The following is a 21,387-nucleotide window of genomic DNA, read 5'->3' as shown; positions in this document are numbered from 1 at the left end:
GAAATCCAGAGGATACAGCGGACTTTAAAACCCGCTATAGTATCAGGTTGACCCGTACAAAGCGCCAATTGGGCGCAAGTTGAAAGCAGTTCATGGAAGAAATAAGAATTCGCGGTGCCCGCACCCACAACCTGAAGAACATCAACCTTGAATTACCCCGTAACCAGCTGATCGTCATCACTGGGCTGTCCGGCTCGGGAAAATCCTCGCTGGCATTCGATACGCTGTATGCAGAAGGCCAGCGCCGCTACGTCGAATCGCTGTCCGCGTATGCACGCCAGTTCCTCCAGCTGATGGAGAAGCCCGATGTCGACCTGATCGAAGGTTTGTCGCCGGCGATCTCGATCGAGCAGAAGGCGACGTCCCATAACCCGCGCTCGACCGTGGGTACGGTGACCGAGATCCACGATTACCTGCGCCTGCTGTATGCGCGCGTCGGCACACCCTACTGCCCCGACCACCCGGAAAATGCACTGGCCGCGCAATCAGTGTCGCAAATGGTGGATGCGGTGCTGGCCATGCCGGAAGATACCAAGCTGATGATCCTTGCACCCGTCGTCGCCAACCGCAAGGGCGAACATGCCGACCTGTTTGAGGAAATGCAGGCAGCGGGCTTTGTGCGTTTCCGCATCCAGAGCGGCACGCATAACGCGAAGATCTATGAAATTGACGATCTGCCCAAGCTGAAGAAGACCGAGAAGCACACCATCGACGTGGTGATCGACCGCATCAAGGTGAAGGCCGACATCAAGCAGCGTCTGGCAGAAAGCTTCGAAACCGCGTTGCGCATCGCCGATGGCCGTGCGATCGCGCTTGAAATGGATACCGGCAAGGAGCATCTGTATTCGAACAAGTTTGCGTGCAATACCTGCGGCTACTCGCTGCAGGAACTGGAGCCGCGCCTGTTCTCGTTCAATAACCCGATGGGCGCGTGCCCGGAGTGCGACGGCCTTGGCCACATCGAGTTCTTCGACCCCAAGCGCATCGTCGCCTTCCCCAACCTGTCGCTGGCCAGCGGTGCGGTCAAGGGTTGGGATCGTCGCAACCAGTTCTATTTCCAGATGCTGTCGAATCTGGCCGAGCATTACAACTTCGACGTCGACACACCTTTTGAAAAGCTGGCTGATTCAGCGCAGCAAGTGGTGCTGTATGGCTCCGGCCGTCAGACGGTTCCCTTCACCTACGTGAACGAACGCGGTCGCGCCGTGGTGCGCGAGCATACCTTCGAAGGTGTGGTCAACAACCTGCAGCGCCGCTATCGCGAAACCGATTCAATGGCGGTCAAGGAAGAACTGGCGAAGTTCATCAATCAGAAGCAATGCCCGACCTGTGACGGTGCACGTCTGCGCGTCGAAGCGCGCTTCGTCAAGGTTGGCAATGGCAAGCAGGAACGTTCGATTTATGAAATAGCGTCGACACCTTTGCGCGAAACGCTGGAGTTCTTTGAAAAGCTCAAGCTGACCGGCGCCAAGAAGGAAATCGCAGACCGTATCATCAAGGAAATCGTATCCCGGCTGAAGTTCCTCAACAACGTGGGCCTGGATTACCTGTCGCTCGAACGTAGCGCGGATACGCTGTCCGGCGGCGAAGCCCAGCGCATTCGCCTGGCATCGCAGATCGGCTCCGGTCTGACCGGCGTCATGTACGTGCTGGACGAACCGTCGATCGGCCTGCACCAGCGAGACAACGACCGCCTGATCGCGACGCTCAAGCATCTGCGCGATATCGGCAACAGTGTCCTGGTGGTTGAGCACGATGAAGACGCGATCCGCTGCGCCGACTATGTGGTCGACATGGGTATCGGTGCCGGTGTGCATGGCGGCGAAGTCATCGCACGCGGACCGCTGCCGGATATCCTGAAAAGCAAGAAATCGCTCACCGCGAAATATCTCAACGGCACACTGGCGATTCATGTGCCGAAGAAGCGCACGCCGGCCGACCCGGAACGCCAGCTGGTCATTACCGGCGCATCCGGCAACAACCTGCGCGACGTCACGCTGGAATTGCCGGTCGGCCTGCTCACCTGCATCACCGGTGTCTCCGGCTCGGGCAAGTCGACGCTGATCAACGACACCTTGTATCACGCGGCGTCGCGGCACTTGTACGGTTCACAAGCAGAACCTTCGCCGTATGAGTCGATTTCCGGACTGGAGCACTTCGACAAGGTGATTGCGGTCGACCAGGCGCCGATCGGCCGTACACCGCGCTCGAACCCGGCAACCTATACTGGCCTGTTCACGCCGATCCGCGACTTGTTCTCCACGGTTCCGACCGCCAAGGAACGCGGCTATTCCGCCGGGCGCTTCTCGTTCAACGTCAAGGGCGGCCGCTGCGAGGCGTGCCAGGGCGATGGCGTGCTCAAGGTCGAAATGCACTTCCTGCCGGACGTGTATGTGCCCTGTGATGTCTGCCACGGCAAGCGTTACAACCGCGAAACCCTGGAAGTGCAATACAAGGGCAAGAGCATCCACGAAGTGCTGGAGATGACCGTCGAGGAAGCGCACGAGTTCTTCAAACCGGTTCCGGTGGTGGCGCGCAAGCTGCAGACTTTGCTGGATGTCGGTCTTGGCTATATCCGGCTCGGCCAGAGCGCGACGACGCTTTCCGGCGGTGAAGCGCAACGCGTCAAGCTGTCACTGGAATTGTCGAAGCGCGATACCGGCCGCACGCTGTATATCCTGGACGAGCCCACCACAGGCTTGCATTTCCATGACATCGATCTGCTGCTGAAGGTCATTCATCGCCTGCGCGATCAGGGCAATACCGTGGTGATCATCGAGCACAATCTCGACGTGATCAAAACGGCCGACTGGATTGTCGATCTTGGTCCGGAAGGCGGTGCTGGCGGCGGCCAGATCATTGCGAGCGGCACGCCGGAAGACGTTGCGAAGACACCAGCCAGCTTCACCGGCAAGTATCTCGCACCGATGCTAAAGACCAAAAAATAAGGCGCATGACAGAGCGGCAATGGCAACCCATCTGCACATCACCGGAATCGTCCAGGGAGTCGGGTACCGCGCGTCGTTCGACGCCGAGGCCCGGCGCCTGAACCTGTCGGGCTGGGTCCGTAACCGGCGCGATGGTTCGGTCGAAGCCCTGGTCGACGGTCCCGCTGAAGCGATTGAGAACATCATTGCCTGGTCGCGGCGCGGCCCTTCACTTGCACGGGTGACCGACGTACACGTGAGCGTTGTCGACAGTCCTCCCCCGCACCCCGGACGCTTCGAAGTCCTGCCTACCGCCTGACCTGCTTTACGCCTCGGTACGCGCTTATGAGGCGGCGGGCAATCCCATCCACAACCCAACCGGTACGAATGCCAGCGCGGCCAGGTTGCCCAGCAAGACAATGGACGCGACCTTGTCCGGCTCCTGCTTGTACTGTTCCGCCACCATGAAGCAGAACACAGCCGGCGGCAATGCGGCAAACAGGAACATCTGACCACGCTGCATCGGATCCAGGTGCAGCACCTGATCCAGCAGCCATGCCACGACCAGTCCGCCCACCGGACACACGATCGCCCCCATCAGGCCGATGTGCCAGCTCTTGAAATTCACGTCCAGCATACGCACACCCAGTGCAAACAGCATGATAGGGATGCACGCATCGCCAAGCATCTTCAGCGCCTGCATTAGTGGTGTCGGCAGGGTGATGTGGAAGATGGCAAAGACCATGCCGACCGCCATCGCCAGCATCATCGGGCTAACCAGAAATTTCCAGAATGGCGTGTGGTAACTGCGCCCGCTTTCGATGATCTTGATACCGACCGAAAAGTAGATCAGGTTGCACGCCATGAAGAGCGCAACCGCGGCCGGCAGTCCGGAAGTGCCAAAGGCCAGCACCGCAAGCGGCAATCCCATGTTGCCGCAATTGTTGTACATCATCGGCGGCACGAAGCTGCGCACATCGTAACCGAGCATGCGGGCTACCGGCCAGGCGACAAGACCCGAACCGAGCGAGATCAGCACGCCGGCGAAGATCAGCATGCTATTGTCGACGAGATCGAAATCCTTCGCGGCAAGCGCGGTAAAGACCAGTAGCGGGCACAATACATCCATGCTGACCCGGTTGACCGAACTCATGTCGGACCTGACACGTTCGCCGCGAAGCCGTGCGTATCCGTAACCCACAGCGATGATGATGAAAACCGGGAGAATGATGCCGAGAATGCGCTCGAACACTTGCATGGAAATCTTTCGAAGAACTATCCCTGCATTTTAACGAGACTTGGCAGATCGTGTTTTCCAGAGATAAATAAATGCGCCACGCTACTTCAGCAAGCGCGCTTCGGCCCGCGCGACACCATCGGTAGTGCCGCGCAAGACAACGATGTCACCTGCGTTGAGCACGGTATCCGGCTTGACGTCGAGACGGCTTTTACCGCGGCGAAGGATGGTAACTTCAGCACCGGCCTCGGCCAGTTTGAGTGTGCCAAGCGCCTTGCCGATTGCCCTCGCGCCTTCGGATAGCGTGACCGAGTGCAGGCGGACATGCAGATGTTCGTCGTCGTCGGGCGCATCGCTCGCGCCGTGAAAATACCCACGCAGCGATGTGTACCGTTCGTCGCGCGCCGCCTGCACCCGATGCACGACGCGGCGGAGCGGCACGCCAAGCATCACGAGCGCATGCGAGGCCAGCATCAGGCTGCCTTCAATGGCTTCCGGTACGACTTCGGCGGCACCGGCTTCGCGCAACTTATCCAGATCGCTGTCGTCGTGACTGCGCACGATGACCGGCAATTCGGGGGCCAGTTCATGCGCAAAGTGCAAGACCTTCAATGCCGACGGCGTGCTTGCGTAGGTAACCACCAGCGCGGCGGCGCGATGGATGCCGGCGGCAACCAGGCTTTCACGCCGCGATGCGTCGCCGTAGGACACGTTGGCGCCGGCGGCCTGCGCTTCACGCACGCGATCAGGATCGAGGTCGAGCGCATGATAAGCAATGCCCTCTTCTTCCAGCAGCTTCGCCAGGCTTTGTCCACTACGGCCAAAGCCTGCGATGAGCACGTGCTTTTGCGTGGTCATGGTGCGCGTCGCAATCTGCGTCAGCGCCAGCGATTGCATCATCCATTCATTGGCTGACAGCTTGAGCACAATCGCATCGGACTTGGCGATGATGAAAGGTGCGGTCAGCATCGACAGCACCATCGATGCCAGAATCAGCTGGATAATCAAAGGATCCATCAGCTGCAGGCCGCCAGCCTGGTTCAGCAGCACGAAGCCGAACTCACCTGCCTGCGCCAGTCCAAGTCCGGTACGCAGTGCAACACCGGTCGACGTCCCGGTCAGCTTGGCAAGGGCGGCGATCAATGCAAACTTGAGCAGTACCGGAGCGGTCAGCAACAGCAGGACCAGCCACCAGTTTTCAAGGACCAGCTTGATATTGAGCAGCATGCCGACCGTGATGAAAAACAATCCCAGCAGCACGTCGCGGAACGGCTTGATATCCTCTTCCACCTGATGCTTGTATTCGGTTTCGGAAATCAGCATGCCCGCCACGAATGCACCTAGTGCGAGTGAGAGGCCGGCCTTCTCGGTGATCCATGCAGCGCCCAGTGTGATGAACAGCAAGTTCAGCATGAACAGTTCCTGCGAACGCCGCTTTACCACGATATGGAACCAGCCGCGCATCAACTTCTGGCCGATGATCAGCAGCAGCACCAGCACAATGCCGGCTTTCATCATCGCCAGCATCAGCGTGGCCACCAGGTCACCGGTATTGTTCGCCAATGCGGGAACCAGAATGAGCAGCGGCACCACGGCCAGATCCTGGAACAGCAGGATGCTGAAGATCTGCCGGCCATGTTCGGACTCCAGTTCCAGACGTTCGGTCAGCATCTTGGAAACAATTGCCGTCGACGACATCGCGAGCGCGCCACCGAGAGCAAAGGCCGCGCGCCAGCTGATATCGATCAACTGCGGTAACAGCCGCGACATCAGCCACCCAAACATCATGGTCGCGCCGATCGTGAGCAGCACCTGCGCCATGCCTAGCCCGAACACGTTTCGCCGCATAGAGACCAACTTGGGCAACGAAAACTCGAGGCCGATGGAGAACATCAGGAATACCACGCCGAATTCGGCCAGCGTATGCGTGGTGGCGTTTTCATTGGCGAGCCCCCAGCCGTGGGGGCCGATCACGATGCCCACCATCAGGTAGCCGAGCATGGGCGGCAAATGCAGCATGCGAAAGGCAACCACTCCCAGCACTGCGGCGCAAAGGAGGATGAGGGTCAGTTCTAGGGCCGAAAACATTCGTTGTGTCTTGTTATGGGTTGTTCAGGATAAACGCTATCGCTGTTGCCGAGTCGGCCAGTACCCGGCGTCGCGCATTACATTTCTCAGTCAGGACTCAGGAAACCTGCCGTCCATCGAGAGGTAGAAAGACCTCTCACGTTGCCATGTGTTGAACATTGGCTTGCCTCGCGGCGACAAGTAATTGTTCATCTGGAAACGACTTCATGCAGGTCCGCTTGAGCGTCCTCAAAACCGCATTTTTTGTTTGGACTGGCAGATTTTTTGCTTTGCTAATTCGTTTATACTTCCGGCATGAGTGTAACCGATGCAAAAACCCTGCCGAAAGCTTTTGATGCAAAAACTGCAGCCCGCGCGCTCGAACTCGCGCAAGAGACGCTGCAGATAGAAGCCGACGCCCTGTTAGCCCTGAAGGCACGCCTGTCCGAAGACGGCGGTGACAGCTTTATTACTGCCGTCAGTTTATTGCTGCAATGCACAGGGCGAGTGGTCGTTTCAGGTATCGGCAAGTCCGGACATATTGCCCGCAAAATCGCTGCGACGCTGGCCTCCACCGGCACGCCCGCGCTGTTCGTGCATGCCGCCGAAGCCCTGCATGGCGACCTCGGCATGATTACCGACAACGACGTCGTGATTGCCATTTCCTATTCCGGCGAAGCGGCCGAATTCATTGCCATCATTCCCATCATCAAGCGTATGGGCGCCAAGCTCATTGCCATTACCGGTAATCCGGACTCCCGCCTGGCACAGCTGGCTGATGTGCATATGAATGCCCATGTGGACAAAGAGGCTTGTCCGCTGAATCTCGCACCGACGACCAGCACCACCGCGACGCTGGCACTGGGCGATGCGCTCGCGGTTGCGCTGCTCGATGCCCGCGGCTTCCGTGAAGAAGACTTTGCACGCTCCCACCCTGGCGGCGCCCTCGGACGCCGACTGCTGACCTATGTGCGCGATGTGATGCGCAGCGGCGACGCGGTACCCAGCGTACCCGCCAATATCCCTTTAACTGCCGCCCTGCTGGAAATCACCAGGAAGGGCATGGCAATGACTGCCATCGTGGATGAACAGCAGCGCGCGATCGGCATTTTCACCGATGGTGACTTGCGGCGCCTGATCGAAGCCGGCCAGGACCTCGGCAAGCTGACGATGGCGGACGTGATGCACGCCAATCCGCGCACCGTCAATCCGAATCAGCTCGCGGTCGAGGCGGTCGAGGTGATGGAGAGCTTCCGCATCAACCAGCTGCTGGTCGCCGATGACGCCGGCAAACTGGTCGGCGCATTGCATATTCACGATCTGACCCGTGCCAAGGTGATCTGATGCAGGACGATACGGTGACACGCGCGGCGCGCGTACGGCTGATGATTTTCGATGTTGACGGCATCCTGACCGATGGCAGCCTGCACTATGGTGCCGACGGCGAACTGATCAAGACCTTCAACGTGCTTGACGGCCATGGCATCAAGCTGCTGCAGCAATCGGGGGTCGCTACGGCGATTATCAGCGCGCGCAAGTCGGCACTGGTAGCGAGGCGCGCGGCAGATCTGGGTATCGAACACCTGTTTCAAGGCGTGCATGACAAGCGAACCGCCTTCGAGCAACTGCTGGTGCAAACCGGTCATGCCGCCGAGGTGTGCGGTTTCATTGGCGACGATGTGATCGACCTGCCCATCCTGTTACGGGTTGGTTTCGCCGCCAGCGTGCCGAACGGACATCCGGAAGTGCAATCGCGCGTACATTACGTGACTCGAGCACAGGGTGGCCGTGGTGCTGCGCGCGAACTATGCGATTTCATCCTGCGTGCGCAGGGTAACTATGAAGCGGCGCTGGCGCCGTATCTTGCATGAATGGCCGTCGCTTTCGGCTGGTTGCCATCCTGGCCCCGCTGGTGGCGCTGGCGCTGGGCAGCTTCTGGCTGTTTGAAGTGATGCGGCGAGCCACCAATGAAGTGATTCCGACCGCGGAACGTACCGAACCTGATTTTTACGTGGAAAATTTCAATTACGTCAAGCTGACCAAGACCGGCAAGGCGCAATACCATTTTTCGGGTGCAAAGATGACCCATAACCCGCTGGACGACTCGTATGATATCGAACTGCCTGTCGTCAACAACGTCGGTACCGGCGCCCGTAGCAATACCCCGCCGACGACCATCCGCGCCGAGCGGGCAACAGTTAACAGCGACAACAGCAAAATTCATATGTACGACAATGTCCGGGTGGACCGGCCGCCCAGCGAGAATTCGGAAGCGATGAAGGTCCGCTCGCAGTATCTGCTGGTGCTGCCTGACGACGACATCGTCAAGACGGACAAGCCGGTGGAAATTTATCTTGGTCAGTCAGTGCTCACAGGCACTGGCATGGTTGCAAACAACGCGACACGCGAACTACACCTGGCGAACAACGTTCATGGCACTTATCAAGCTCCGCAGCGCTAATTCGATATAACGTGATGCTTCTCTCTCGGGATTTTTGATGAAACGGTTTTTTTGGTTGTTTTTGTTACTGGGTGCGACCGCCGCAGGCGGTGTGCACGCGGAAAAAGCGGATTCCGAGAAGCCGACGAACGTTGAAGCCGATCAGATGGCCTATGACGACGTCAAACAGATCAATACTTTTACCGGCAATGTGGTCCTGACACGTGGCACGCTGATCATGAAGGCGTACAAGCTGACCGTGACGCAGGATCCGGCAGGGTATCAGTACGCAACCCTGCTGGCGCCGCCGGGCGGCCTGGCGACGTTCCGTCAGAAGCGGGATGGCGGCCCGGACCAGTGGGTGGAAGGACAGGCGGAACGCATCGAGTACAACGGCAAGACGGAAATCGTCAAACTGTTCTCGAAAGCGAAAATGCGCCGGCTGGAGGGAAAGAAAGCGACCGATGAAGTGGAAGGCGAGTTTATTTCCTATGACAGCCGCGCGGAATTCTTTACGGTGAACAACACGCCGACCGGGGAAACCAAGCCCGGCGGCGGACGGATCAAAGCGGTGATACAGCCCCGCACGGAATCGAAGGATAAGTAGCATGGCAAGCACATTGGTCGTCCGCGGCTTGCAAAAGAGTTATGGCACGCGTCAAGTAGTACATGATGTATCGCTGCAGGTGGAAAGCGGCGAAGTGGTTGGCCTGCTGGGGCCGAACGGCGCCGGCAAGACCACGTCGTTTTACATGATCGTGGGGCTGGTGCCGTCGGACGCGGGCGAGATCGACCTGGACGGCGTCGCCATCTCGCGCATGCCGATTCACCGGCGCGCGACGCTGGGCTTGTCCTACCTGCCGCAGGAAGCATCGGTATTTCGCAAGCTGACGGTGGAGGACAATATCCGCGCCGTGCTGGAATTGCAGCGGGTCGACGACAAGCCTTTGCCGAAGGCGGAGCTCGACAAGCGCCTCGGCCGGCTGTTGTCGGACCTGCAGATCGAACGACTGCGCGAAAACCAGGCTTTGTCGCTGTCGGGCGGCGAGCGGCGGCGCGTCGAGATTGCACGGGCACTGGCAACCAATCCGCGCTTCGTGCTGCTGGATGAGCCGTTCGCCGGCGTCGATCCGATCGCGGTGATTGAAATTCAGCGCATTGTGCGCTTTTTGAAGGAACGTGGCATCGGTGTGCTGATCACCGACCACAACGTACGGGAAACGCTGGGCATTTGCGATCGGGCCTATATTATTAATCAAGGCTCGGTCCTCGCAAGCGGACGTCCAGACGACATTATTGCCAACGAATCCGTGCGCCGCGTTTATCTCGGCGAACACTTCCGGATGTAGGGAAGAAACAGACAGGCATGAAACAGACTCTCCAACTTCGCGTATCGCAACATCTCGCGCTGACACCGCAGCTGCAACAATCGATCCGCTTGTTGCAGCTGTCGACGCTCGAGCTGCATCAGGAGCTGGAACAAATCCTTTCCGACAATCCGATGCTGGAGCGTGTTGACGATCCGCTCGATCATTCGGTGCGGCTGTTGGCCGACGGCGCCATCAGTGCGCCGCCATCGACCGGCAATTCCGAAGCACCTGCGACTGAGGCATCGACGTCCAGCCGTGACGAGGCGGAAGGCAATTTCGAAGGCGGGGAATCAGGCGACAATTCCAGTGCATCGGACAACGACTGGAGCTTCGACGACGTCGCACGCACTTCCAAGGCGCCTGAAGATGACGACGCCCGACCTCAGCTGGAAGCCCACGAGACCACCCTGCGCGAACATCTGCTGGAACAGATGCGCCTGACCGTGCGCGAACCACGCGACCGCGCTTTGGTCGAGCTGATCATCGATGCCCTCAACGACAACGGTTATCTCGACGAACCACTGGAAGAAATCCATGCGCGGCTGCCGGAGGAACTCGATATCGATATCGACGATCTCAACGTGGCGCTCAAGATGCTGCAGAGTTTCGAGCCGGCCGGCGTCGGTGCGCGCAATGCATCGGAATGCCTGTCGATCCAGATTCGCCGTTTTCCCAAGGTACCGATGGTGACACGTCGCCGCGCGCTGGAGATCGTCGAAAACTACCTGGCCTTGTTTGCTCAGCGGGACTTCAACAAACTCAAGAAAGCACTCGATTGCGACGATGAAGACTTGCGCGAAGCGCAGTACGTGATCAAGCAATGCAATCCGCATCCCGGTGCACTGTACGCGTCGGATGCCTCGGATTATGTCGTCCCCGACGTGATCGTAAAAAAAACAAAGAACGGCTGGCAAGTCATGCTTAATCATGATGTGATGCCCCGGCTGCGCGTCAACGCCTTGTATGCCAACATCCTCAAGCAGAACAAAGGTGAGGGATCACTTTCGTCGCAGCTGCAGGAAGCCAAATGGCTGATCAAGAACATGCGGCAACGCTTCGACACCATCCTGCGTGTTGCACAGGCAATTGTTGACCGCCAGCGGAACTTTTTCTCGCATGGTGCCGTAGCCATGCGTCCCCTTGTCTTGCGCGAAATAGCTGATACACTAGGTTTACACGAGAGTACTATCTCTCGGGTAACAACTCAAAAGTACATGCTGACCCCCCACGGCATGTTTGAGTTGAAGTACTTCTTCGGTAGCCATGTCGCGACAGAAGCAGGGGGGGAAGCTTCTTCAACCGCGATCCGCGCCCTCATCAAACAATTGATAGGAGCAGAAGACCCCAAGAATCCTTTTTCTGACAGCAAAATTGCAGATATGTTGGGGGAACAGGGCATGGTCGTAGCACGACGTACTGTCGCGAAGTACCGCGAAGCCCTGAAAATCCCTCCAGTCAATCTGCGCAAATCCCTGTAGTCTTTGTTGTAGTGATGTTGCTGTGTTCCAGCGTGGCTCACCTGACTACGCTTTTCGGGGCACGTTTGCGAACCGCCAGCGACGCCAGCCATAGGAGCGCTGTATGAACCTCATAATCAGTGGACATCATCTGGAATTAACACCTGCCATTCGCGAATATGTTCAAAACAAACTGGACAGGATTATTCGACATTTCGATCATGTCATTGATATTGCAGTCATCCTCGGGGTTGAGAAGCCCTCTGAAAAAGATAAGCGGCAACGTGCCGAAGTCAATCTGCGCTTGAGAGGTAACGTCATTCATGTGGAAAGTTTTGCCCAGGACCTGTACGCGGCAATTGATACGCTGATCGACAAGCTGGATCGCCAGGTACTCAAATACAAGGCAAAAATGCAGGATCACCAGTGTGAAGCGATAAAACGCATGCCAGAAGCATCGACCACTGAAGAGAGTTGATCCACGCCGGATAATCCGGTAACGCAATGAAGGGCGCCAGAGGCGCCCTTTTTGATTTCTGCGGCTTTGTACCAATCCCTACCCATCCCTACCCATCGCGCAACATGACATCGCGGCTTTTTCCGCATGCTGCTGAACCGACTGTCGGCGCAGCGACTGACGACTTCCCCGCATAGTCGATAAAATAAACCGTTTCCATTCACGGCTCTCCGCTTTCATCCCCATGACCGAATTTGTCCGCACCGCCATTACCAACCATATCGGCATCATCACGTTGGACCGCCCCAAGGCGCTGAACTCTCTTTCCCTCGACATGGTGCGCGCCATCACGACGGCGCTGCTCGCCTGGCGCAATGACGCCAATGTGCGCGCCGTACTGATTCACAGCAGCAGCGACAAGGCGTTTTGTGCCGGTGGCGATATCCGTTTTTTCCATGAAGCGGGCAGCACGACGCCGTTGCGCGGTAGCGCATTGCTGGAAGATTTTTTTACCGAGGAATATGCGCTTAACCACCTTATCCACTTTTACCCCAAGCCGTATATCGCACTGATGGATGGCATCGTCATGGGTGGCGGCATGGGCGTCGCGCAAGGCGGTGAATCGAACCGGATACGTATTGTCACCGAGCGCACGAAGATGGCCATGCCGGAAGTGAATATCGGCTTGTTTCCGGATGTCGGCGGCGGTTATTTCCTGTCACGTGTACCGGGGCAACTGGGAACATATCTCGGCGTAACCGGCGAAATCATCGGAGCCGCGGATGCCTTGTATGCGGAACTGGCCGATGTGTTTGTACCTTCAGCCGAGATGCCTGCGCTGCTCACCATGCTGGCGTCGACTTCGTCAGAGGTGCGCGATGCTGTCACGGCATTCGCGGCACCATTCAGGGCGCAGGCCGAACCTTCCTCAAGCAGACTCGCGGCACAACGGGCGATGATTGACCGGCATTTTGCGCATGATCGTGTAAGCGCAATTACCGCATCGCTTGCAGGTGATCACAACGAGTTTGCGCAGAAGACGCTGGCCGTCATGCAGAAACGTTCGCCGTTGATGATGTGTGTGACGCTTTCGCAGTTGCGGCGCGGCGCCGGCATGAGCGTCGCCGATTGCCTGCGCATGGAGCGCACGATGGTGCGGCGCAGTTTCGAAAATGGCGAAGTGCTTGAAGGGATCCGATCGGTCGTGATCGATAAGGACAACGCGCCAAAGTGGCATCCCGCTTCGATCGAGGAAGTGTCAGACAGCATGGTGGAACGCTTCTTTGAACCGGCGTGGCCTGCACATGCGCATCCATTGCGGGATTTGACCTGAACTGACGCCGGACATTTGCCGGACATTTTTTCACCAGACTCCGGCTGACACACTTAGAGCGGATTTCATCGTGGTGTAGTCGCTTGTGTGGCCCGCCACACGGCACTTCGCGCGCCTTGTCCTGCACGCCAGGTCGACCCGATTCTCCGTACACCACGATGAAATCCGCTCTAGCGACTCAGATTTCACCAACCGTAAACAGTCGCCGGTGCTCCCGCATCGCATAGCGGTCGGTCATGCCGGCGATATAGTCCGACACATTGCGCGCCTGCGCCTGTTCCCTGCCCGCCTCTATCACCTGGTAGTCCGGCGGCAGCAGGCGCGGCTCGTCCATGAAGGCATTGAATAATTCGCGCACGATGCGTCGCGCCTTGCTGGTCATCCGATTAACCTGGTAATGGTGATACAGATTGGACCGCAGGAAGCGTTTGAGGTCCACCGCTTCCTGGTTCATCGTATCCGAAAAGGTCATCAGCGCTGACGCGTTGCGCACATCCTCGACCGTCCGCACGCCAGCTTGATCGATACGCGCCTGCGATGCCACGGTCAGATCCACGATGAGCGCATTGATCATCCGCCGTATCGTTTCATGAATCGCGCGGCGACCGGTAATTCCCGGATAAGCGGACTCGACTTCGCGCCGATGTCGCGCATAAAAATCCACGTCGTCCAGTTGCGCGGTGGTCAGCAGGCCTGATCGCAGGCCATCGTCAATGTCATGATTGTTATACGCGATCTCATCCGCAAGATTGGCGAGCTGCGCTTCCAGTGTCGGTTGCTTCTTGTCGATGAAACGCTGGCCGATATCGCCCAGCTTGCGGGCATTGGATAATGAACAATGCTTGAGCACGCCCTCCCGCGTTTCAAACATCAGATTCAGACCGTTGAAGGCACCGTAATGCTCTTCCAGCTCATCTACCACCCGCAGGCTTTGCAGGTTATGTTCGAACCCGCCAAAGGCTTGCATGCACTCGTTGAGTGCGTCCTGTCCGGCATGGCCGAACGGCGTATGCCCGAGATCATGCGCCAGTGAAATCGCTTCGACCAGATCCTCGTTCAGGCGCAAATTACGTGCGATCGAGCGCCCAATCTGCGCGACTTCAATACTGTGTGTAAGACGGGTGCGGAACAGGTCGCCTTCATGATTGACGAAAACCTGGGTCTTGTATTCCAGTCGCCGGAATGCGGTTGAATGAATGATGCGGTCACGATCGCGCTGGAATTCGGTGCGCGACGCAGGGGCTGGCTCGCTGAAGCGCCGCCCTCGCGATGCCTCTGATCGAGCGGCATAAGGTGCGAGGTGGGCTTCGTAGTTCATTGCCGGGTACAGGCCTGCAACGTGGCGAGCAGGGCATCCTGCGGCACCGGCATGATGACCGACGTGCCCATCGGTTTAAGGAGAATGAACTTGATCTGGCCACCTTCGTTTTTCTTGTCGACTTCCATCAGATCGAGCCAGCGTTCCTTGCCGAGGTCAGGCGCCGTCACCGGCAACCCGGCTGCCTTCACCAGCGCGGCAATCCGATCCCTGGTCGCGCCGTCAATGAAACCGAGGCGCTGCGACAGGTCGGCCGCCATCACCATCCCGCAACCCACCGCCTCGCCATGCAACCACTGCCCGTAGCCGAGGCCGGATTCGATCGCATGGCCAAAGGTGTGGCCGAAATTGAGGATTGCGCGCAAGCCGCCTTCGCGCTCATCCTGACGCACCACATCGGCCTTGATTTCACAGGAGCGCTGGATGGCATAGGCCAGCGCTGCCGGGTCTTTTTCCACCAGTCTGCCGATATTGGCGTCAATCCAGTCGAAAAATGGCGGATCGATGATCGCGCCATGCTTGATCACCTCCGCCAGTCCTGCCGACAATTCGCGGGCAGGCAGGGTATTGAGTGTGCCAGTATCGGCAATGACGGCCTGCGGCTGGTAGAACGCGCCGATCATGTTCTTGCCGAGTGGATGATTGATTCCGGTTTTGCCGCCAACCGAGGAATCCACCTGCGACAGGAGGGTGGTAGGAATCTGGATAAACGGCACACCGCGCATATAGGATGCGGCGGCAAAGCCGGTCAGATCACCGATCACGCCGCCGCCCAACGCCACCAGCGTGGTCTTGCGATCGCATCTTTCGGCCAGCAGGACATCAAACACCTTCATCAGGCTTGCCCAGTTTTTCTCTTCCTCGCCATCCGGCAGGATGACCGTGGTCACCAGTTTTCCGGCGGCTTCGAGCGACTTGACCACACGCTCAAGGTACAAGGGCGCAACGATCGTGTTGGTGACGACGGCAACCCGCTTGCCCGCCACATGGCGGCCGACCAGGCCGGTATCGGAAAGGAGGTCATGGCCGATGGTGATCGGATAACTGCGGTCACCCAGATCGACTTCCAGGGTAATCGGCGAAGCAGGCTGCATCATGGCAAAAATATTAAGTGGGTGAATCCGGTTGCGCATCGCTCGATTGAGCGGACTGGGCCGGCTCAGTTGGCTCAGTTGGTTCAGTTGGCTCAGCCGATTGATTCGGTTGTTCCGACTGTGCCTTCTCGGCCAGTTCAAGCTGGGCAATGATCGTTTGTACAAGAGATTGTACGTTAGGACGCCCGGTTTCCACTACGAAGTCCGCAAGTTCGAGGTACAAAGGTTCACGTTCACGCGCCAGTTGCTCGATCTTCGCCTTGGGGTCGGCGGTCCGTAGCAAAGGACGGTTCTTGTCGTGGCTGGTACGTTGCAGGATGCTGTTGACGCTGGCACGCAGGTAGATCACCGTGCCGCGGGACTTCAGATATTCACGGTTTTCCGGCGTCAGGACGGCACCGCCCCCGGTTGCCAGGACGATGCCCTCGAGTGCCGTGAGGTCGCGGATGACGTCGGACTCGCGATGGCGAAAACTGGCCTCGCCCTCGATTTCGAAGATCAAAGGAATAGAGGCGCCGGTACGCGCCTCTATCTCATGGTCCGAATCGATGAACCGCTTGTTGAGTCGTCTGGCCAGGGCGCGGCCGACTGTTGTCTTGCCTGCCCCCATGAGCCCAACTAAAAAAATGTTTCTTCGCATTAAGTCATTTGCAATATAGCTTACCCGGGCCGGTGCGAACCGACCCGGGCAGCCATTGATCAGTTTCCGGCAAATGTACCGAGGTTGATCAGGAATGCAGCGGTCGATCCGCCAAGAGGGGTCTGAACGTTGATCAGGATTGAGCCGGTCTTCGACTTTGTCCCAGCAACCTCACAGCCCGCCGGCGTAACGGTGACATTATGCACGGTTCCGCGTGTGGCGGATTCAATTGGAACGCTGCCCAGCAAGACCGTGGACGGGAATGCGGTCAGGCCGGCGTTCTTGGCGTCAGCACCGGCGATGGTAGTTCCTTCAGGCATCGGGTTGCCGTTCTCATCCACGATTTCCACAACGATCGTTTGCGGATCGCAGCTGGCTGCAAAGTTGAGATTCACGCCAGCATTTGCAGCACCGGTGCGTGTAGACGCGCCTTGCTTGGAACCTGGTGAGACCTGATAGACGTTTGCAGCCGAGCCGCTGTTAAAGAATCGTTTGCTGGTCGACAGGTTGGCCGTTCCGTTCGTTGCCGTTGCAACAACCGTTACGACACCGTTGCTTGTCCTCGGATTCTGGCTGCGCCATGTAACGGTACATCCGCCGTTTGTAGTAAGGCAGCGTGCACCGCCATCACCGACGATGGCACCGCTGTCGGTAGTAAAGACCACTTGCGTGCCGTTAGCCACCGCTGCGCCAAACGCATCGGCAAGCAGTACGGTGACCGTATTTTGAGTATTGTCATGCGCCCAGCCTTCGACGTAATACTTTTGCAGGCTGAGCGAGAACGCTGCCTGCGTCGGCTGGCCTGTAGTTACGGTTACCGTATCCGAAATTGCGCTGATCGCTGTGCCTTGAACAGTTGCGATAACACGAACGGTCGTCGGCTGGGTCCCGGAATTCACCGCAACGGTCACATTGCCACTGATGTCGGTTTTGCCGGAGGAGGCAACCAGGCTTACCGGATTGCTGCTTTGCGTTGCGAAATTGACGGCAACGTTCGGTACGCCGCTATTGGAGCTATCCACGACCTTAAACGTCAGCAAAGCGACTTCGGTACGGCCGCTGCCGCCCGAACCCTGGATAACGATCGAGTTATCAGTCGGCACCGCTGCGACAAAGTTCATGGCTGTCGGTGTCGCCGTTGCCGAGGCGCCGACCGAGAATGCTGCTTTGGCGCTCACTTCCGCCGCTCCGACCGTTGCCTTGGCAGTCACTTCTGCAGCACCGGTGCCGCTGCCTGAGGCCTTGATACTGATTTGTGCAATGCCATTGTCGTCGGTCAGCGCAGTGCCGGTTCCCGGTGACAAGACCGCAATGGTGCTGCTGACGGTAAACGTGACCATCGTATTCTTGACCGGGGCGCCGGTGTCCGTTGTCACGGTTGCCTTGGCGGTCAGCGCATTGGAACCGGTCACCGAGTTGCTGGCGGCGCCAGCACTGTCGGTCAGCACGACCACGATCTTGCCGGTCGTCGTGGAGGAACCTGTTCCGCCGGCGGTGCCGCCACCGCCGCCGCCAAAGCCGGTGTTGCCCGGCGATCCGCCGCCGCCGCCGCAGGCGACCAGCAATGTCGTACAAATGCCGTACAACATCAGCATGACATACTTGATGAAGTGGTTCTTCATTGTGACTCCCATGTTCTTCCCTGTTCTGTTTTTAATAATTAGCGTCCCGAGATGCGTTCTGCGACGACCTTGGGCGTGATGAAAATAAGCAGTTCCGTCTTGTCGCTTGTCCTTGCGGTACTCTTGAACAGGTTACCGACGACAGGAATATCACCGAACAATGGCACCTTGGTGTCGGTGTTGCGTTCAACCTGCTGGAAAATACCGCCCAACACCACCGTGCCGCCATTCTCGACCAGTACCTGTGTCTTGACGTGCTTGGTATCGATGGCAAAGCCGGAGCGCGTCTCGACCCCGACGCTGTCCTTGTTGACGTCGACGTCGAGGATGATATTTCCATCCGGCGTAATTTGCGGTGTGACTTCAAGCTTGAGGTTGGCCTTGCGGAACGCGATCGATGTTGCGCCGCTCGACGTGGCGACCTGATACGGCAACTCGGTACCCTGCTCGATCAGCGCCTTGAGCTGGTCTGCTGTGACAACGCGCGGGCTGGAAATAATCTTTCCTTTGCCATCGGCCTCCAATGCGGACAGTTCAAGATTCAGGAACCGGTTTGCAGCAGCCGAGAAAAGACTGATCGCGAGGCTGCCTGGATTGGCGCCGTTGATGCCGGCAGCCGGCAGGTTGACGAACTGCGTATTCGGGATATAACTTTGATCGGTAATGACAGCTTGCCCGGTCTGCTCGCCAACGCCCAGATAATTGCCTGTCAGTGAGGCCCGGGTATTGCCGGACAACTGGTAACCCGTATCGCCGCCACGAATACCGCGCAGATCGGAAAATCCCAGCTTCGCGCCCAGGTTGCGGCTGAACTTGTCGTCCGCTTCAACGATGCGTGCTTCGATCAGCACTTGTTTGGACGCGACGTCGGTCTTTTGCACCAGCTTGCGAATCTCTTCCAGTTTGGAAGGAATATCCGTCACAAACAACTGATTGGTGCGCGGATCGATGACGGCACTGCCGCGCTTCGACAGGATAGTCTTCTTGGCGTCAGCCCCGCTGTCGATGCCGAAGACCACCTTGAACGATTCCGCCTTTTGATAATTGAGCTGGAAGGTCTCGGTCTTCAGCGGCTCCAGATCGGCGATCTGGGCTTTCTGTTCAAGCTCGAGCTTTTCCTTGGTCAGCAATTCGTCCTTTGGCGCGATCCACAGCACCGAACCGTTCTTGCGCATATCGAGACCTTTGGCCTGCATCACGATGTCGAGCGCCTGATCCCAGGGTACATCCTTCAGGCGTAGCGTCAGGTTGCCGCTCACGGTATCGCTGGTGATGATGTTCAGGCCTGTAAAGTCGGCGATCACTTGCAGCACCGCGCGCACTTCGACGTTCTGGAAATTCAGCGACAGGCGCTCACCACGGTAACCTTGCGTACCCTGCACCAGTTTGTTCGGGTCTTCCTTGATCGGCTTGACCTCAACCACAAGCTGAGTATCGCTCTGGTAGGCGCTGTGCTCCCACAAACCCTTGGGCTCGATCACCATCCGAACATTTTCACCTTGCGGCGTGGTCGTGATGGTCTGTACCGGCGTACCGAAGTCGGCTACATCGAGGCGACGCCGCAAGACTTCCGGAAGGTTCGCCTTCTGGAAATCGACAATGATGGATTGACCTTGCTGGCGCACGTCGACACCCACCTGGTTGCCCGGCAAGTCAATGACAACGCGTCCTTCGCCGTTGGCGCCGCGACGGAAATCGATATCCTTCAGCGCCTGTTTGCCGACTGCGGCAGTAGCGGTACGGGCGACCGGTGTGCCGGAAGCGCTGACCGGTGTGGCGATGCCGCCTGATCCGTCAATCGTGACAACGACCGTATTGCCTTCCACGGCTGTCGCGTAGTTCAGCGGACGCAAGAGATTAAACACCAGGCGAGAACGTTCGCCAGCCTGGACAACCGAGACGTTACGCACGTCGCCAAGCCCGATGTCCTGCGTCGACTTGCCGGTGGCATTCGCGGTGCCGGCAAAGTCGAGCGCAATGCGCGACGGACTGGTAATCGAAAAGCCAATCGGCGGTTTTGTCAGCGGATTCTTGAGCGTGACCTTGACGATCACATTCGACCCTTGCTGGTTTGCATTGATCGATTCGATGGCGTTTTCCTGAGCAAACGCGAGGCTCGCATGGACGGCGATGACCAGGAGTGCACACTGTTTCAACGCGCCGCGGGCAAAGCCGCTCAAGCCATCAGGGTGTATTTTTGCTACTTTCATTTCTTATTCTCCTGCAACTCTAACTTGGCTTTGCGCTCTGTCCATTCGCCGGCTGCGTCGCGCACGATTTCCTTCAACTCCACTTCCGATTCGGTGATTTTGGTGATCATGCCGAAGTTCTGACCGATGTAATTGCCGACCTTGACCTGAAAGACGGATTTTTCGACCTGAAGCAGCGCGTAATTCAATCCGGGCTTTTCCAGTGTGCCGACCATCTTGATGACGTCTAGCGGATGATTCTCGAGCGGCTCCTTGCGGCGGTCCAGATCCGGCTTGATGACACTAGTCGCATTGACCTGAAGCTTTGCCAGCGCGGCGGAGAGTTTGGCCGGACTATAGGGATCGGGCTCGTCCTTGCCGCCATAAACAAAGGGTGTGAACGTTTTCGGCGCAGGCAGCTTTTGTATCGTCACGGGAGTCTGCCGGCGAACTTCATCCATCCACTGTTTGACTTCCTGCACGCCGCCGTCACCGCAGCCGGCCAAGCCGGCCATTGCGAGGAGTGCGGCGATGCGCGAGATGGTGCGAATGCAGGTCATTTCTTCGCTCCCTTCCCTTTGGCTTTAGCGGCGGCGGCCTTGCGCTGTGCATCGACTTCTTCACGGTCGAGGTAGCGGAATGTCTTGGCGACTGCTTCCAGCGTCAGTACGCCATCCTTGCCGGCATTGAGGCTCATGTTGTTCAGTGTGACGATACGCGGAAGGTTGGCGATGTCGCTGGTGAAGGCGCCGACGTCATGGTAGTTGCCGGTCACCTTGATATCGATGGGCAGTTCAGCATAGTAATCTTTCACCAGCACTTGGCCGGGCTTGAACAGCTCGAATTGCAAGCCACGACCGAGACCTGCCTGATTGATGTCGGACAGCAGCGCATCCATTTCCGCCTTGCTCGGCAATTGCTTTTCGAGTGTGGCAACGTATTCGCCGACTTGCTCCTTTTGCTTGCGCAAGCCTTCCAGATTGATCGCTTGCTGAACCTTGATCTTGTAGGCGTCGCGCAGCTTCACTTCTTCCTGCGCTCCCTGATCGAGTTCTTCCATTTGCCCGTTCAGGTAAAGAAACCACCCGACGATCACGACACCGACAAGCGTGCCGAGTCCGCACAGGAGACGTGGAATCACCGGCCACTGGCCGGGATGCCGGCCATTCAAGCCGCGGAACTGCGCCGCAACCGAATTCCCAATTTTATTCAGATCTGCCATCGTGCATCCTTCCT

At 58.0% G+C, this 21,387-nt stretch carries 17 protein-coding genes and 1 pseudogene; 10 read left to right on the top strand and 8 right to left on the bottom strand.

Going from position 1 to position 21,387, the window contains the following annotated elements; all coding sequences use genetic code 11:
• Window positions 1-92: 92 nt before the first annotated feature.
• The gene (gene uvrA, locus ASE07_RS05350) at window positions 93-2,948 is read left to right on the top strand and encodes an excinuclease ABC subunit UvrA (RefSeq protein ID WP_057289778.1); all 2,856 of its coding nucleotides are present in this window, start codon (window positions 93-95) and stop codon (window positions 2,946-2,948) included.
• Between the two features lie 19 nt (window positions 2,949-2,967).
• Window positions 2,968-3,246: an acylphosphatase gene (locus tag ASE07_RS05345; protein ID WP_057289777.1), complete on the top strand. Its 279-nt coding sequence runs from the start codon at window positions 2,968-2,970 to the stop codon at window positions 3,244-3,246.
• A gap of 24 nt (window positions 3,247-3,270) precedes the next feature.
• Here the strand turns inward: ASE07_RS05345 and ASE07_RS05340 are convergent, their stop codons facing one another.
• Together ASE07_RS05340 and ASE07_RS05335 are read right to left on the bottom strand one after the other, a co-directional pair.
• The gene (locus tag ASE07_RS05340; RefSeq protein ID WP_057289776.1) at window positions 3,271-4,185 is read right to left on the bottom strand and encodes an AEC family transporter; all 915 of its coding nucleotides are present in this window, start codon (window positions 4,183-4,185) and stop codon (window positions 3,271-3,273) included.
• Between the two features lie 81 nt (window positions 4,186-4,266).
• Window positions 4,267-6,252 carry a monovalent cation:proton antiporter family protein gene (locus ASE07_RS05335; protein ID WP_057289775.1) on the bottom strand — a complete coding sequence of 662 codons (1,986 nt, stop codon included), beginning with the start codon at window positions 6,250-6,252 and terminating at the stop codon, window positions 4,267-4,269.
• Between the two features lie 294 nt (window positions 6,253-6,546).
• Between ASE07_RS05335 and ASE07_RS05330 the strand changes: the two genes are divergently transcribed.
• From ASE07_RS05330 to ASE07_RS05295, 8 genes are all read left to right on the top strand, one after another.
• Window positions 6,547-7,575, top strand: a complete 1,029-nt coding sequence (locus tag ASE07_RS05330) for a KpsF/GutQ family sugar-phosphate isomerase (RefSeq protein WP_057289774.1) — start codon at window positions 6,547-6,549, stop codon at window positions 7,573-7,575.
• Window positions 7,575-8,102 (top strand): KdsC family phosphatase, encoded by a 528-nt coding sequence (locus tag ASE07_RS05325; protein WP_057289773.1) that lies wholly within the window; start codon window positions 7,575-7,577, stop codon window positions 8,100-8,102. The genes ASE07_RS05330 and ASE07_RS05325 overlap by 1 nt, the downstream gene beginning before the upstream one ends.
• Window positions 8,099-8,692 carry an LPS export ABC transporter periplasmic protein LptC gene (gene lptC, locus ASE07_RS05320; protein WP_057289772.1) on the top strand — a complete coding sequence of 198 codons (594 nt, stop codon included), beginning with the start codon at window positions 8,099-8,101 and terminating at the stop codon, window positions 8,690-8,692. The genes ASE07_RS05325 and lptC overlap by 4 nt, the downstream gene beginning before the upstream one ends.
• A 37-nt stretch (window positions 8,693-8,729) precedes the next feature.
• A complete protein-coding gene (gene lptA, locus ASE07_RS05315) occupies window positions 8,730-9,278 on the top strand; it encodes a lipopolysaccharide transport periplasmic protein LptA (protein WP_057289771.1) in 549 nt (182 codons plus the stop codon).
• A gap of 1 nt (window position 9,279) precedes the next feature.
• Window positions 9,280-10,020 carry an LPS export ABC transporter ATP-binding protein gene (gene lptB, locus ASE07_RS05310; protein ID WP_057289770.1) on the top strand — a complete coding sequence of 247 codons (741 nt, stop codon included), beginning with the start codon at window positions 9,280-9,282 and terminating at the stop codon, window positions 10,018-10,020.
• Between the two features lie 17 nt (window positions 10,021-10,037).
• Entirely contained in the window at window positions 10,038-11,519 is a 1,482-nt protein-coding gene (locus ASE07_RS05305; protein ID WP_057289769.1) for an RNA polymerase factor sigma-54, read from the top strand.
• Window positions 11,520-11,622: 103 nt separating this feature from the next.
• Window positions 11,623-11,976 (top strand): ribosome hibernation-promoting factor, HPF/YfiA family, encoded by a 354-nt coding sequence (hpf, locus tag ASE07_RS05300; RefSeq protein WP_057289768.1) that lies wholly within the window; start codon window positions 11,623-11,625, stop codon window positions 11,974-11,976.
• 223 nt (window positions 11,977-12,199) lie between these two features.
• Complete coding sequence (locus tag ASE07_RS05295) at window positions 12,200-13,288, top strand: enoyl-CoA hydratase/isomerase family protein (protein ID WP_057289767.1); 1,089 nt, start codon at window positions 12,200-12,202, stop codon at window positions 13,286-13,288.
• A 178-nt stretch (window positions 13,289-13,466) separates the two neighbouring features.
• Here the strand turns inward: ASE07_RS05295 and ASE07_RS05290 are convergent, their stop codons facing one another.
• From ASE07_RS05290 to ASE07_RS05265, 6 genes and pseudogenes are all read right to left on the bottom strand, one after another.
• Window positions 13,467-14,606 carry a deoxyguanosinetriphosphate triphosphohydrolase gene (locus tag ASE07_RS05290; RefSeq protein ID WP_057289766.1) on the bottom strand — a complete coding sequence of 380 codons (1,140 nt, stop codon included), beginning with the start codon at window positions 14,604-14,606 and terminating at the stop codon, window positions 13,467-13,469.
• Window positions 14,603-16,340 (bottom strand): annotated as a pseudogene (gene aroKB, locus ASE07_RS05285) (bifunctional shikimate kinase/3-dehydroquinate synthase AroKB). Before aroKB ends, ASE07_RS05290 begins: the two are co-directional and overlap by 4 nt.
• Before the next feature lie 59 nt (window positions 16,341-16,399).
• Window positions 16,400-17,974 carry a hypothetical protein gene (locus ASE07_RS05280; RefSeq protein WP_082583966.1) on the bottom strand — a complete coding sequence of 525 codons (1,575 nt, stop codon included), beginning with the start codon at window positions 17,972-17,974 and terminating at the stop codon, window positions 16,400-16,402.
• Window positions 17,975-18,000: 26 nt separating this feature from the next.
• Window positions 18,001-20,172, bottom strand: coding sequence for a type IV pilus secretin PilQ (pilQ, locus tag ASE07_RS05275; RefSeq protein ID WP_082583965.1), 2,172 nt, complete (start codon window positions 20,170-20,172; stop codon window positions 18,001-18,003).
• A complete protein-coding gene (locus ASE07_RS05270; protein ID WP_057289764.1) occupies window positions 20,169-20,711 on the bottom strand; it encodes a pilus assembly protein PilP in 543 nt (180 codons plus the stop codon). The genes pilQ and ASE07_RS05270 overlap by 4 nt, the downstream gene beginning before the upstream one ends.
• Entirely contained in the window at window positions 20,708-21,373 is a 666-nt protein-coding gene (locus ASE07_RS05265) for a type 4a pilus biogenesis protein PilO (RefSeq protein WP_057289763.1), read from the bottom strand. The genes ASE07_RS05270 and ASE07_RS05265 overlap by 4 nt, the downstream gene beginning before the upstream one ends.
• Between the last annotated feature and the right edge of the window lie 14 nt (window positions 21,374-21,387).

The sequence above is a fragment of the Noviherbaspirillum sp. Root189 genome (genome assembly GCF_001428545.1).
Taxonomy (GTDB): Bacteria; Pseudomonadota; Gammaproteobacteria; order Burkholderiales; family Burkholderiaceae_D; genus Noviherbaspirillum.
Note: the sequence above shows the minus strand (reverse complement) of the source record. Positions and strands in the feature narration are given on the sequence as shown.